This window comes from Massilia frigida (assembly GCF_011682175.1).
Taxonomy (GTDB): Bacteria; Pseudomonadota; Gammaproteobacteria; order Burkholderiales; family Burkholderiaceae_D; genus Telluria_A; species Telluria_A frigida.
Genome location: NZ_WHJG01000029.1, coordinates 25,505 through 40,383, shown reverse-complemented (window position 1 = coordinate 40,383; position 14,879 = coordinate 25,505). Strand labels below are relative to the sequence as shown.

General features: G+C 63.7%; 10 protein-coding genes. 4 read left to right on the top strand and 6 right to left on the bottom strand.

Going from position 1 to position 14,879, the window contains the following annotated elements; genetic code table 11:
* Window positions 1-76 precede the first annotated feature (76 nt).
* A complete protein-coding gene (locus tag F2P44_RS23640) occupies window positions 77-1,357 on the bottom strand; it encodes a glycosyltransferase (protein ID WP_167089919.1) in 1,281 nt (426 codons plus the stop codon).
* 139 nt (window positions 1,358-1,496) lie between these two features.
* Between F2P44_RS23640 and F2P44_RS23635 the strand changes: the two genes are divergently transcribed.
* The gene (locus tag F2P44_RS23635) at window positions 1,497-3,326 is read left to right on the top strand and encodes a DUF885 domain-containing protein (protein ID WP_167089917.1); all 1,830 of its coding nucleotides are present in this window, start codon (window positions 1,497-1,499) and stop codon (window positions 3,324-3,326) included.
* A gap of 31 nt (window positions 3,327-3,357) precedes the next feature.
* Here F2P44_RS23635 and F2P44_RS23630 read toward each other — a convergent pair whose 3' ends face one another.
* The gene (locus F2P44_RS23630) at window positions 3,358-3,831 is read right to left on the bottom strand and encodes a hypothetical protein (protein ID WP_167089915.1); all 474 of its coding nucleotides are present in this window, start codon (window positions 3,829-3,831) and stop codon (window positions 3,358-3,360) included.
* A gap of 169 nt (window positions 3,832-4,000) precedes the next feature.
* Between F2P44_RS23630 and F2P44_RS23625 the strand changes: the two genes are divergently transcribed.
* Complete coding sequence (locus tag F2P44_RS23625; RefSeq protein WP_308610338.1) at window positions 4,001-4,207, top strand: hypothetical protein; 207 nt, start codon at window positions 4,001-4,003, stop codon at window positions 4,205-4,207.
* Window positions 4,208-4,226: 19 nt separating this feature from the next.
* On the opposite strand, the gene F2P44_RS23620 is transcribed toward F2P44_RS23625, so the two are convergent.
* From F2P44_RS23620 to F2P44_RS23605, 4 genes are all read right to left on the bottom strand, one after another.
* Window positions 4,227-6,419 carry a patatin-like phospholipase family protein gene (locus F2P44_RS23620; RefSeq protein ID WP_167089913.1) on the bottom strand — a complete coding sequence of 731 codons (2,193 nt, stop codon included), beginning with the start codon at window positions 6,417-6,419 and terminating at the stop codon, window positions 4,227-4,229.
* 137 nt (window positions 6,420-6,556) lie between these two features.
* Window positions 6,557-6,859 (bottom strand): YciI-like protein, encoded by a 303-nt coding sequence (locus F2P44_RS23615; protein ID WP_167089910.1) that lies wholly within the window; start codon window positions 6,857-6,859, stop codon window positions 6,557-6,559.
* A gap of 21 nt (window positions 6,860-6,880) precedes the next feature.
* Window positions 6,881-7,360: a cyanophycin metabolism-associated DUF1854 family protein gene (locus F2P44_RS23610; RefSeq protein WP_167089908.1), complete on the bottom strand. Its 480-nt coding sequence runs from the start codon at window positions 7,358-7,360 to the stop codon at window positions 6,881-6,883.
* Between the two features lie 3 nt (window positions 7,361-7,363).
* Complete coding sequence (locus F2P44_RS23605; protein WP_167089906.1) at window positions 7,364-9,619, bottom strand: cyanophycin metabolism-associated ABC transporter; 2,256 nt, start codon at window positions 9,617-9,619, stop codon at window positions 7,364-7,366.
* Window positions 9,620-9,908: 289 nt separating this feature from the next.
* On the opposite strand from F2P44_RS23605, the gene F2P44_RS23600 reads away from it, so the two are divergent.
* Window positions 9,909-12,098, top strand: coding sequence for a cyanophycin synthetase (locus F2P44_RS23600; RefSeq protein ID WP_167089904.1), 2,190 nt, complete (start codon window positions 9,909-9,911; stop codon window positions 12,096-12,098).
* 97 nt (window positions 12,099-12,195) lie between these two features.
* Window positions 12,196-14,766, top strand: a complete 2,571-nt coding sequence (gene cphA, locus F2P44_RS23595; RefSeq protein WP_167089902.1) for a cyanophycin synthetase — start codon at window positions 12,196-12,198, stop codon at window positions 14,764-14,766.
* The last annotated feature ends 113 nt before the right edge of the window (window positions 14,767-14,879 follow it).

Here is a 14,879-nt window from a genome sequence, read left to right as displayed (position 1 = left end):
GCGTTCTAGTTATATGATTCCTGGGTATTTTCAGCCCTTGAACCGGATAGTAAGGAAAGCCAAAGAATCAATCCAATCATATTTTTCCGGTTTTCGATACCGTTTTTGATATGGATTCCAGCACGCCACCGAGCTCGCTCCCCGCCGCCAGGCGCGCTTTTAATGCTGAGCAACCGATATGCACCTCTGGCGATTGCAGCAACTGGCGCAGGGCGTCGGCCAGCGCGCGCGCGCTGGCACGGCCCGCCTTGAGCGTCAGGCCGGCGTGCAGCGCCGTGACGCGCGCGGCATTGTCGAACTGGTCGTAGGCCATCGGCACGATCAGCTGGGGCGTGCCTGCGCGCATGGCTTCGGCCGTGGTGCCGATGCCGCCGTGGTGCACCAGCGCCGCCGCGCCCGGCAGCAAGGCCGACAGCGGGCAGTAATCCTGCCAGAAGGCCGATGCCGGCAGCGTCGCCGGCACCTGCGCCCTGTGCGGCGTGAGGAACACGATGCGCCGTCCCAGCGTTTGCGCCGCTTCCAGCGCATTGGCGAAAAACGCGGCCGCCTGCAAGTTGCCGGTGCCATGGGTCACGATGAGCGGAGCACTGCCCGCGCGCATGAACTGCACCAGCTCCGGCGCCATCGACGCGCCCGGGTGCGGGTCGTACAGCGGAAAATCGCCGCACACCAGCGCCGACGGCCAGTCCGGCTGGCGCCCGACCAGCCACTCGGGAAACAAGGTCACCGACAAATCGGGCGCGCCAGACAGCGTATCCATATAACTGGAGATCGGTGAGCGCCCTTGCAGCCGGCGCGCCGCGTTCACGTCGGGCAGGGCCACCGGATTGATCGCCGACGCCTCGACCCCGCGCCACATCCAGCGCCGCACCGCCAATGGCATCCAGCGCGGCACCGCGAACGGCCCCAGCACCGGCAGATCGTGGACCGTGCGCAGATTGGACGGCGCCAGGATCCCGGCCACGATGCTGATGCCGGGCCGATCCGCCCGGCACAGATCGGCATGCGCCACGATCAGCGGATGGACCAGCATCGTGCACGGCTGATCCGGCGGCAGGGCTGCCATGAAAGCGCGCATCTCGTTCATGCCAGGCTGCATGGCGCGCCAGACCACGCCGAAACCGCGCCGGGGATGCCACAGGTCGGGATCGTTCAGGACGGCCGGATCGGCCGGCATGGCATGAAACGCCAGGCCGGCCTGATGCACCAGCGCTTCATGCATGGCGGGCGCGAGAAAGGTGACGGCATGGCCGCGCTCGCGCAAACCGAGCCCAAGCCTCAGGAAGGGAAACAGGTCGCCGGCCGTGCCGGTGGTAACCACGACAATATGCGGCAAAACGGTCGAATAATCGGACATGGCGCTTCCATAAGAGGATGGACCTCCCGGCGGCCGGAACGGCCCGAAAGGCCGCTCATCATACAGTGCCGGCACTGCCCAGCCACGCGCATTTGCGCTATTCTGTTCCCGTCTCCACCATCCACATCAAGGAATCTTCATGCGTTTGCGCTTTTCCCGCCCGCTGCTCGGCACCACGGCATTGCTGGCCGTGCTGATGTCCCCGCTCTCCCCTGCGACCGCCGCACCATCGGCCAATCAAAGCGCGAGCACCGCACCCGCGCGCGCCACGAGTCAGTTGCACAAGCTGGCGGATGCGTTTTATCAGGCGCGCGCCCGCTTCGATCCGCTGCTCATTACCGCCAACGGCGACAGCCGCTATAACGACCAGCTGGGAATGAGCATATCGCCGAAAAGCCGCACCCGCCAGTTTGCCTTGTACCGCCGCATGCAGACGCAATTGAAAGCCATTGACCGCACGCGCCTGGGCGACAAGGAACAATTGAATTACGACCTGCTCGCATTCGAGCTGGAAAGTGGCCTGGGCCTGGAAAAATTCCCCGAGCACCTGCTCCCGCTGAACCACTTCGAGAACGTTCCCGGCACCCTGGCCAATTACGCCAGCGGCACCGGCTCCCAGCCATTGAACACGGTGGCCCAGTATCAGGATTACCTGAGCCGGCTGAACCAGCTCCCGGCATGGATCGACCAGGCCATCGCCAATATGCGCGAGGGCGTCAAGCGCGGCATCGTGCAGCCGAAAGCGATGACGGTGGCGATGCTGCCCCAGTTCCAGCAATTGCGCAGCGCCACGCCGGAAGCGAATATCTTTTACACGCCGATCAGGAATCTCCCTGCGGCGTTTTCGCAGGCGGACAAGGAGCGCCTGACTGCGGCCTATCGCAGCACGATTGCGAACAAGCTCTCCCCTGCCCTGGACCGGCTGGCGATGTACCTGGAAAAGGAATACCTGCCGGCCAGCCGGGCCAGCGATGGCTGGAGCGCCCTGCCCAATGGCGCGGCGTGGTACCAGGCGCAAATCAAGGACCGCACCACGGTATCGATGAATCCGGAAGAGATTCACCAGCTGGGATTGAAGGAAGTGGCCCGCATCGAGCAGCAATGGGCGCTACTCGGTCCCAAGCTCGGTTACAGCGGCCCACCGGCGGCGCTGCCGCAATGGGTCGAAGCACAGGACAAATTCAAGCCATTCAAGACCGAGGCCGAGGTGCTCGACGCCTATCGCCAGATCGACGCCAAGGTCAGGGGTAAACTCGCGCCGCTGTTTTCGCTGCTGCCGAAAGCGCCGCTCGAACTGCAGCTCGAACCGGAATTGAGCCGCGCCACGGCGTCCGACCATTACACGCCGGCGGCGGCGGACGGCTCGCATCCGGGCGTGTTCTGGGCGGTGGTGAACGACCCCAAACAATACAGCCGGACCGGCATGGTCACCCTGTACCTGCACGAAGGCCAGCCCGGCCACCATTTTCACGCCGGGCTGCTGAAGGAACTCGACGTACCGGACTTCCGCAAATTCAATACCGAAAACCCGAATATCGGCTCATTTACCGAAGGCTGGGCCCTGTATGCGGAAACGCTGGGCCACGAATTCGGCTTGTACGACGATCCGGAAGCCTACTTCGGCCACCTGAACGATGAATTGCTGCGCGCCGTCAGGCTGGTGGTCGATACCGGCATGCACGCCAAAGGCTGGACCCGCGAACAGGCGATTGCGTACGCGCGCGAAACGCTCGGTTACAGCGAGGCGCGCGCCAAGAACCAGATCGAGCGCTATATGGTGTGGCCGGCGCAGGCGCTGAGCTACAAGATCGGCGCGCTGAAAATCCTGGAATTGCGCGAACGCGCGCGCAAGGCGATGGGCGACAAATTCAGCCTGCCCAAGTTTCACGAAGTGGTGATCGGCGACGGCACCCTGCCGCTGCCGCTGCTCGAAGCGCGCCTGGATCGCTGGATCGCATCGGCACAATAGCGGCACGCGGGATGGGGGGCTACGGCTCCCATCATTCGCGGCAGCTCATATCGGCCCCGGTCCACAAATCGTGCCGCAGGTGATAGGCTTGCAGGACTTTGATGCCGGGCACGAACACCGGGTCATAGCGAAGGAAATAAAGCAGGTTCATCACCAAACCGATCTTCTGCATTTCAACGGGCTGGACTTCGCTGCTGCTGTCATTGTTACCATGATGCCTGGTATAGGGAGGCTTGAACTCCCAGCATTTCCCATGAAAATGCCTCGTGCGCATGGGCTCGCACAGCAATTCGCATGCGACGCAGCGCGAAAAGCACAGAAGATTCATCATATCTTCATCCAGATCGTGGATACGCGCGTTGGCCAGCAGAATATCGCCAATACGCCCATAACGCACGCCGATTTCTTCCTCGCTCAGGTCTTCCTCGCATTCGAGCAGGGCGTACTCGATCTGCTCGACCATCGCAATATCGGCCAACATCAGTGAAATGTCGTGTGTTTTCATTCATTGATTATAGTAGCGCCCTGAACACACATGGGAAATTCACTGACATGCAAGCCAACCGTTATCTCGTCATCGACTTTGAAGCCACCTGCAATACAGCGACTTCCTTTTCTGTTCCTGGGGCGACTACGACCTGAAACAGCTGCGCCAGGACTACGCATTCCACAACGTGCCCTATCCGATCAGCGGGTCCCACGCGAACGTCAAGCGCATGATGGCGGAACGCCAGAAACTGTCAAAAAAGCCGGGGCTGGGCGAAGCCATCCGGATGGCCGGCATGACCTTCGCCGGCGCGCACCATCGCGGCATCGACGACGCCCGCAATATCGCGCGCCTGCTGCCTTACATCGTCGGCGAAGCACGCCTTCGCCGTTGAGGTTCGGGAGAGCGCTCCTTTATGGCTTGCCGAAGAACAGATAAAACGTCTGGTTGCCGCGTTCGCCAACGCCAACCGCTACGGTGAATGGCCCAAGGGCGGTATTGACCGCGCCGAACACCGAGCCGGCAAACTGGGCGCGTTCCATCTGGTCGCCATTCAAGCGGCGCGTCATCTTGCCCAGTTCGACCGAACCACCCAGGTACACATTGCGGGTGCCCAGCAAGGTGGTCTTGAGCGTGTACACGCCGCGCCCGAACAGATAATCGCCGCCCAGGAGCTGGCGCGCCTGGTAACCGGACAGGTTCAGGAATCCGCCCAGCGAAAACAGCTCCATCAGCGGCAATTCGTCGCCCCATAGATGGCCGGCGCGTCCGGCCACGCTGAACCTGTGCGAACCCCGGTTCCAGGCCATTTCGTGGCCCGCTTCGAGGCGCTTGTATTCGACCGTGGCGCCGACCGAGGTCGGGGCAATCCGGGCATTCACGAAGCTGTAATTACCGGTCGATGGAAACACCCAATCGTCCAGCCGGTCCTGCACGTATTCGAACTTGATCACGCCGATCTGGCTTTTCGCGGTGGCCAGCTGCGCCACGCCGATGCTCGGATCGGCCCGTTCGGTACCGCGCTCCAACCCCACCTTGAAGGTGCTGTCGTCATCCACGTGATTGACCAGGTCGACCCCGATGGACGCCTGTTTCGCGCTGTACGTCGCCACCGCCTTGTCGTTGATGATCAGGTTATCCTTGTTTTGCGAAAAGCGCACCGTGGGCGCCACGTACCAGCGGCTTGCGCCGCCCAGCGGCTGATACAGCTGCGAGGTGAAGGAATTGAACTGGCCCAGCGAGACGGTATTGCGCCATTCCAGCCCGGAGCGCGTCAGCCATTTGCCACGGTGCGCCAGCAGGATCGTAAAGTCGCTTTCGCCGGCCAGGTCGGTCGACAAGCGCACGCCGGCTTGCAGGTAATTCGGACCCCATTCCTTTTCGACCGGTTCGATCACCAGCGTGCGCCCGTCCGGGCCATTCTCGAAACGGTGGGTGACGTTTTCGAAGTCGCCCGTCGAATACAGGCTGTTCATATTCGCGTGCAGTTCCGCCGTGCTGAATGCCTGGCCCGGCTTGATCGAGAATTTGCGGTTGATGAAATTCGCGCTGACATTTTTCAGCTGCTTGGTATCGATGCGCACCGAATTGACCTTGACCGCGGCCGGATGGCGCGCCGCGCGCGCGGCCAGGTGCGCCTTGAAGTCGGCTTCGGACAAGGCCAGCGGCGCCAGGCGCTCCGCCGCCACGCGCGCGGCGGCCGCGCCCATGTCGATGGTCTTGGCGGAGTTTTCAAAGTCGGCCGCGCTGAAGTCGCCCAACTGCGGCAGGATCAATACGTCGCGCGGCGTCAATTCGCGCAGCGAGGCCTCGACATTCTGTTCGGTGAGAATATTGAGCATCTGTTGACCCACGCCGAAGGCCGAAACGATCTTGTCGCGCTTGAGCAGCGGCGTGCCGAGATTGACGGCGATGACGATATCGGCGCCCATCGCGCGCACCACGTCGACCGGCAGGTTGCGTACCAGCCCGCCGTCGAGCAGCGCGCGGTTGTCGATGTCAACCGGGGCGAACACGCCCGGCACCGACATGCTGGCCCGCATCGCGCGCGCAATGCCGCCGCGTTCGAGCACGACCATCTTGCCGGTTTCGATGTCGGTGGCGATGGCGCGAAAAGGAATATCGAGTTCGTCGAAATGCGTGACATCGCCCGTCTTGGCGGCCAGCGTATTAAAAAAGAATTCGATCTGCTGGCCGTAATTCAAGCCGCGCGGCAGGCGCATTTCGGCGTCGGAAAAGCCGATCTCGCCGCTGACGATATTCTTGCGTTCGGTCGCCTTGGCGTAGGTGGAGCGTTCCCCGCGCGGCGGGCTGTCGGTGAGGACCTTGTCCCATTCGACGGCGGCGATGCGTTTTTCCAGTTCGCCCGGACGGTTGCCCATGGCGTAGGCGCCGGCCACGATCGATCCCATGCTGGTGCCGACCACGTAGTCGACCGGGATGCGCATGTCTTCCAGCACCTTGAGCACGCCGATATGGGCCACGCCGCGCGCACCGCCGCCGGAGAGCACCAGGCCGATCTTGGGGCGCTGGGGAGTGTCGTCAGCGAGAACGGTGGCGTGGAAGACAGCGAGGAACAGGAGGAAGGAAGCGTGGAGTGCGCGCATGAGTTGGCGGGTCGATGTGGGTAGGCCGATGATCGGCGCGCAGGTAGCAGCGCTAGCAGTCGCGCCCTGACAACGATATTCATACGTACCTTGGATCCCCGCCTGCGCGGGGATGACGGTCTTGCGACTAACGTTCGTTATTCGGGGCGCAGCGGGGTGAAGGCATCTTTTCCGACCACGGTGTTCCACTTCCGGATTTTATAGCCGGTCACGATGCCATGAATCAGGTAGGGATCGGCCTTGGCGAACGCCTCGATCAGCGCCGCCGACTCGCTCTGGAAAATGAGAAACGACATATCGGCCGGATCGGAACAGGCGCCGGCGAGGATCAGGTCGCCGCGCTCCTGCGCTTCCCATGCCAGTTTCAGGTGCTCGTCGCGGTACTGGCCGCGACGTTCGAGATAATCCGGGGCCAGGTCGTAACATAACAAATAGTGCATGCAATCTCCATCAAAACGCCATCATAAAAACCGGTCGAGAATCTTCCGGCTGTGCTTGTCGATGGTGAACATATCGCGGATCAAGAACTGGATGCCGTGGTTATCGGCCACCAGCAGCGACGCGTCGCCGATCCGGCGAATATCCTCTTCGCCCTTGAGCGTAAACGCGGTATCGCCCCGGTCGGTCTTGACTTCCCATGTGCATGGCGTGGCAAAACTGCTGACACTGACAATATGGTGAATCACCGGCATGAATTCGCGCCCATCGAGTTCATCTTGCACCAATTCGCGGATCGCCGCTGGCAATGCCCCCAAATCGTCGATCCAGCCGACTTCCTTGCCGTTCGATAGCACCATCGAAATGCCCTGCTCCGGCGCCTGGATCGGGAATGCCCGCACCGGCGCCACGCCGTAATGCACTTCGCCGTCTTCCGCCGTCAGTGTCAGCTTGCCGAAGCTGTCGCGGCTTAATGTAAATATCGAGCTTGCTGCGCTTGCCATGTCTTAATCCCCATCCTTGTCGTCCATATCCGTATCGACGTTGCGCGCCTGCGCCTCGTACAGACGGAAATAGGCGCCTTCGCGCGCCATCAATTCGTCATGGCTGCCCTCTTCCATCACCACGCCCCGGTCCAGCACCACCAGGCGGTCGGCCCGGTGCAAGGTCGACAGGCGGTGCGCGATGGCGATCGTGGTGCGGCCCTGCACCAGGTTATCGAGCGCTTTCTGGATTTCTTTTTCGGTTTCCGAATCGACCGAGGAGGTCGCTTCATCCATGATCAGGATGCGCGGATCGATCAGCAGCGCGCGCGCGATCGAAATGCGCTGGCGTTCACCGCCCGACAAGCCCTGCCCGCGCTCGCCGACCATCGAATCGTAGCCCTGCGGCAGGCGCAGGATGAATTCGTGCGCGTGCGCCGCGCGCGCCGAGGCGATGATTTCCTCGCGCGTCGCATGCGGCTTGCCGTACGCGATATTTTCAGCGATGGTGCCGAAGAACAGGAACGGCTCCTGCAGCACCAGCCCGATATTTTTCCGGTAATCGGACACCGCAAACGAACGGATATCGACGCCATCGAGCAGAATCGCCCCTTCCGACACGTCGTAGAAGCGGCAGATCAGATTGACCAGGGTACTCTTGCCCGATCCGCTATGCCCCACCAGGCCGACGAATTCGCCCGCCTTGATATTGAGCGAAATGCCGCGGTTGACCGCGCGGTTGCCGTAACGAAAACCCACTTCGCGCAAATCGATGCGCCCTTCGATCTTGTCGAGCTTGACCGGATTGCTTGGCTCCGGAACACTCGACACATGGTCCAGGATATCGAAAATCCGCTTGGCGGCGGAGGCCGATTTCTGCGTCACCGACACAATCCGGCTCATCGAATCGAGGCGGCCGTAAAACCGGCTGCTGTAGGTAATGAACAAGGTCAGCACGCCGACCGTGATATTTTTGTTCGATACCAGCCAGATGCCGAATACCCACACCACCAGCAAACCGAGTTCGGTCAGGAACGACACGGTCGGCGAAAACAGCGACCAGACCCGGTTGAGTTTATCGTTGACGGCCAGGTTATGTTTATTCGCGTCGCGGAAACGGGTCGCTTCGCGCTGTTCCTGGGCGAAGGCTTTCACCACGCGCACGCCGGGAATGGTATCGGCCAGCACATTGGTCACTTCGCCCCAGACCCGGTCGATTTTCTCGAAACCGGTACGCAGGCGGTCGCGCACGATATGGATCATCCAGGCGATAAACGGCAGCGGCACCAGGGTAATCACGGCCAGCATCGGATTGATCGAGCACAGGATCACGCCGGTCATGATAATCATCAGCACGTCGGACGCGAAGTCGAGCAGGTGCAGGGATAAAAACACGCAGATGCGGTCGCTGCCGCTGCCGATGCGCGACATCAGGTCGCCCGTGCGCTTGCCGCCGAAATACTCGAGCGACAGCTTCATCAAATGTTCGTAGGTGGCCGAGCGCAGGTCGGCGCCCATCCGTTCCGACACCAGCGCCAGCACATAGGTCTTGCCCCAGCCCAGCAGGTAAGCCAGCACGGCCGAGCCGAACAGGCCGGCCATGTACATCCACACCAGTTGCTGGTCGACCGGCTGCCCGTTCTGGAACGGGATCAGCACGTTATCCATCAGCGGCATGGTCAGATACGGCGGTATCATGTGCGCCGCCGTGCTGGCCAGCATCAGGAAAAAGCCCAGCCCCAGCTGCCCGCTGTACGGCTTGGCGAAGCGCCACAGGCGGAACAGGGTCCAGGTCGACGGCGGCGTGTACAGCACCTTGGTGCAGATCGGACATTCATCCTGGCCCGGTTCGAGCGGCGCCTTGCAGCTCGGGCACACATTCTGTTCGGCCATTTGCACCGGCAAGCCGCTCAGGAAACTGTCGCGCTGCTCGCTGAAATGGTCGAGCACGCGGATGGCGTGCAAGTTCTGCCCCAGGGTGAAGCGCCAGGAGCTCAGCAAACCTTGTTCGTCAAACAATTGCAGATGGCCGACGCCGGCATGATCGTGGTGCGTGAGCGACAATCCGGGCCGGAAAGCCCACTCGCGCCACGCGGTTTCGCCCGGCGCGCGCGCCAGCAGACGGTGGCTGGTGACCAGCACCAAGCCTTTTTTGAAGCGCAATTTGTCATCGAGGTCAACCTCGACGCCACTTAAAACGTTTTCCCCAGGTGCAAGTATTTTGGCGACGTCAGCCTGCCAGTGTCCAGGCAGGGAAAGCGGCCCGGAGGGCGTCGTCATAGGAGAAACAGATGGATCTATAGTCATCGTAGTGCGGTTCCGGCTCTGGGCCACGAATTTACGGGCGGAAATTGTTCAACGTGGGAGCAATCAGGAAGGCTCCCGGAGATGCCGTACCGGAGCGCTGCGGGGCAGGCCCGCGCGACGCGTTCGGGAATCCAGACTGGCAGAAATCGGTTCAGCACGGTAAGCTTCGTCTCTAGCAAGTATACAACATGATGCGCTTTGAAAAGCCTTACAAGGTCTTGGGGCGTGAACAACGCCAAGCCTGTTATCAAGAAATAACGACATGACAAAGAAGAAAGAAATCAGTGTTCTGCGGGTAAGTCACCTGCGCGGACCCAACATCTGGACCTATCGCCCGGTCATCGAGGCGTGGCTGGATATCGGCGCGCTCGAAGATTTTCCATCGAACCTGCTGCCCGGATTGTACGAACGCCTGACCGCCTGGCTGCCCGGCCTGGTCGAGCACCGCTGCGGCGTGGGCGAGCGCGGCGGCTTTTTGGAACGCCTGCGCGAAGGCACCTGGTCCGGCCACATCCTCGAACATGTCGTTCTCGAACTGCAAAACCTGGCCGGCATGCGCACCGGCTTCGGCAAGACGCGCTCCACCGGCCAGCCTGGCGTGTACAAGATGGCCTTCCGCACGCGCCAGGAACAAGTTGGCCTGGCCGCGCTCGACACCGGGCGCGCGCTCCTGATGGCCGCCATCGACGACACCGCGTTCGACCTGGACGCCGCCGTCGCCATCCTCAAGGACATCGTCGACCGCCAGTGCCTGGGGCCCAGCACGGCCCACATCGTCGAAGCGGCCACCGAGCGCAAGATCCCCTTCATTCGCCTGACCGACGGCAACCTGGTGCAGCTCGGCCACGGCGCCGCCCAGCGCCGCATCTGGACCGCCGAAACCGACCGCACCAGCGCGATTGCCGAAAGCATCGCCAGCGACAAGGACCTGACCAAGACCCTGCTGCAATCGTGCGGCGTGCCGGTGCCCGAGGGCAGCCTGGTACGCAGCGCCGCGCAAGCCTGGGAAGAAGCGCAGGACATCGGCCTGCCGGTGGTGGTCAAGCCCTACGACGGCAACCACGGGCGCGGCGTCTCGCTCAACCTGATGACCCAGGCCGACGTTGAAAAAGCCTACCACCTGGCCGCGCGCAAGGGCGAAAGCGCCAGCGTGATCGTCGAGCGCTTCATCCCCGGCGACGAACACCGCCTGCTGGTGGTCGGCACGCGCATGGTCGCTGCCGCCAAGGGCGAATCGCTGTGGGTCACCGGCGACGGCGTCGGCGACATCATCGCCCTGGTCGACAGCCAGATCAACATCGACCCGCGCCGCGGCGTTGGCGAAGATTCGCCGCTCAACCTCATCGCGCCCGACATCTCCGCCGAAATCATCCTCGAACTCGAACGCCAGGGCATGAGCGCGCACTCGGTCCCGCTGGCCGGGCAAAAAGTATTGATCCAGCCGAACGGCAACGTCGCCATCGACGTCACCGACCAGGTGCACCCCTCGATCGCGCACGCCGCCGCGCTGGCCGCGCGCATCGTCGGCCTGGACATCGCCGGCATCGACCTGGTGGCCGAAGACATCACCCGCCCGCTCGACACCCAGCGCGGCGCCATCATCGAAGTCAATGCCAGTCCGGGCCTCTTGGCCCACCTGAAACCGGGCCAGGGCGAAGCGCGCCCGGTCGGCACGGCCATCATCGAGCACCTGTTCGCCGAGGGCGAGAGCGGGCGCATTCCGCTGATCGGCGTGACCGGCACCAGGGGCACCAGCCTGATTGCGCGCCTGATCGGCTGCCTGGTACACCTGACCGGCAAGCACACCGGCGTGGCCAGCGGCCAGGGCCTGTTCCTCGACCAGCGCCAGGTCACCGGCGACGACGCCATGACCTTCGAGGCCGGCCAGCGCCTGCTGATCAACCGCACCGTCGAAGCGGCTGTTTTTGAAAGCAATGCGCACACCATCCTGGCCGAAGGCCTGGCCTACGACAAATGCATGGTGGGCGTGGTGACCGACATGGATGGCCAGGAAGCGCTGACCGAATTCCACATCCATGACGCCGACGGCATGGCCAACGTGCTGCGCACCCAGGTCGACGTGATCCTGCCCGACGGCGCGGCGGTGCTCAACGGCGCCGACGAACGCGTGGCGGCGCTGGCCGAACTGTGCGACGGGCGCGTGATCTTCTACGCGCTCGACCCGGAGCTGCCCGTGATCGTGGCGCACCGCGCCGCCGGCGAACGCGCGGTCTTCATGCGCGGCCAGGAGGTGGTGCTCGGCGACGGCGCCCAGGAAACGGTGCTGTTCCAGATGTCCACGCTCAAGCCGGGCACCGCCAAGCATCCCGACACGGTGCTGGCGGCGGTGGCGGCGGCCTGGGCACTCGACGTACCGGCGGCCCTGATCGGCGCCGGCCTGCGCACCTTCGACACGGCGCCGAACAACACAGCCAAAAAAGCCAAACTTTAACAAAACAGCGCCCGGCCGGAAACGGCCTGGCTGCCGGCAGTGTCAACGCCCGAGGGCGCAGCGACGCACCAGCGCAACACTTAGGATGAAACGGTTTATGGAAGTATCTCGCGTACGGGCCCTGCGTGGTCCCAACCTCTGGAGCCACCACACCTCGATCGAAGCGATCGTTGCCTGCACCAGTGGCGAACAGGATATCGACGCCCTGCCCGGCTTCGAAAAGCGCCTGCGCGCGCTGTTCCCGCAAATGAGTTCGCTGCAAACGCTCGGCCACTACGACCCCATCGCCATGGCCCAGGTGCTGGAACTGGCGGCGCTGTCGCTGCAGGCGCAAGCCGGCTGCCCGGTCACCTTCAGCCGCACCACCGCCACGCCCGAAAAGGGCATCTACCAGGTCGTGGTCGAGTACTCCGAAGAAGCGGTCGGCCGCCTCGCCATGGACCTGGCCGCGCAACTGTGCGCCGCCGCTGCCGATGATACCCCGTTCGACCTCGGTGCCGCCCTGCTGCAGCTGCGCGACCTGGATGAAGACGTGCGCCTGGGCCCGAGCACCGGCGCCATCGTGCAAGCCGCGGTGGCCCGCAATATCCCGTTCCGGCGCCTGACCGATGGCAGCCTGGTCATGTTCGGCTGGGGCAGCCGCCAGCGCAAGATCCAGGCCGCCGAAATCGACAGCACCGGCGCGATTGCCGAATCGATCGCGCAAGACAAGGAACTGACCAAGAAACTGCTGCACGCGGCCGGCGTGCCGGTGCCGCTGGGCCGCGTGGCCGCCGACCCGGACGACGCCTGGGCCGCCGCGCTGGAAATCGGCCTGCCGGTCGTGATCAAGCCGAAGGACGGCAACCAGGGCAAGGGCGTGACGGTCAACGTCACCACCCGCGAACAGCTGGTGGCCGGCTACCACGCCGCCGCTGAATTCCGCGACGATATCCTGGTCGAGCGCTACCTGCCCGGCCACGATTTCCGCCTGCTCGTCATCGGCAACAAGCTGATTGCGGCCGCGCGGCGCGACCCGCCGATCGTCGTTGGCGACGGCAAGCACAGCGTGCGCGAACTGGTCGACCAGGTCAACCTCGACCCGCGCCGCGGGAATGGGCATTCGACCTCGCTGACCAAGATCCGCTTCGACGACATCGCGCTGGCCAGCCTGGCCAAGCAAGGCCTGGTGGCCGAATCGGTGGCGCCCAAGGGCCAGCGCGTCATCCTGCGCAACAACGCCAACCTCTCGACCGGCGGCGCCGCCAGCGACGTCACCGACGACGTCCATCCCGAAGTGGCCGCGCGCGCGATTGCCGCCGCCCACATGGTGGGCCTGGACATCTGCGGCGTCGACCTGGTGTGCGACAGCGTGCTCAAACCGATCGAAGAACAGAACGGCGGCATCGTCGAAGTCAACGCCGCCCCCGGGCTGCGCATGCACCTCTCGCCCTCGTTCGGCAAAGGCCGTCCGGTGGGCGAAGCGATCATCTCGTCCCTGTTCGCCGATGGCGACGACGGCCGCATTCCCGTGGTGGCCGTCACCGGCACCAACGGCAAGACCACCACGGTGCGCCTGATTGCCCACCTGCTCACCGCCGGCGGCCTGCGCACCGGCATGACCAACACCGACGGCGTGTACATCGAAGGCCGGCGCATCGACAGCGGCGACTGCAGCGGCCCGCGCAGCGCGCGCAACGTGCTGCTCCATCCCGACGTGGATGCCGCCGTGTTCGAGACCGCGCGTGGCGGCATGCTGCGCGAAGGGCTCGCGTTCGACCGCTGCCAGGTGGCCGTGGTCACCAACATCGGCGCTGGCGACCATCTGGGCCTGAACTACATCACCACGGTCGAAGACCTGGCGGTGCTCAAGCGCGTGATCGTGCAGAACGTCGCCGATGGCGGCGTGGCGGTGTTGAACGCCAACGACCCGGTGGTGGTCGGCATGGCCAACAACTGCCGTGGCAGCGTCACCTTCTTCACGGCCGACAGCGGGCATCCGGTCATGTCGACCCACCGCGCCCAAGGGCAGCGCGTGGTCTACGTGGACGGCGGCATGCTCGTTGCCGCGCAAGGCAAGCAAGAGCACCGCATCGCGCTGGCCGACGTGCCGATCACGCGCGGCGGCAGCATCGGCTTCCAGGTCGATAACGTGATGGCCTCGGTGGCGGCGGCATGGGCGGTCGGCACGGCGTGGGACGACATCCGCGCCGGGCTCACATCGTTCGCCAACGAAAGCGACAACGCACCGGGGCGCTTCAACGTCTTCAGCTACCGTGGTGCCACCGTGATTGCCGACTACGGCCACAATCCGGACGCCATCCTGGCGCTGGTCGGCGCGGTGGAAAGCATGCCGGCCAAGCGGCGCTCGGTGGTCATCAGCGGCGCAGGCGACCGGCGCGACGAAGACATCCGCCAGCAGACCGAGATTCTCGGCGCCGCGTTCGACGACGTGCTGCTGTACCAGGACCAGTGCCAGCGCGGGCGTGCCGACGGCGAAGTCGTCGCGCTGCTGCGCCAGGGCCTGACGGGCGCCGTGCGCACCACGCACGTGGACGAAATCAACGGCGAGTTCGTCGCGATCGACACGGCGCTGGCGCGTCTCGGCGAAGGCGACCTGTGCCTGATCCTGATCGACCAGGTCGACGAAGCGCTGGCCCACATCGCCGGCCGCATCGCCCAAGGCTAACCGCCAATCACAATTACCCAACCGGGGTCAGAGCTCCAATTAGAAATAATTGCTCAATCAGAGTCAGAAAACCCGCAAAATCCAAGGGTGACCTCCTACAACCGGGGTCTGAC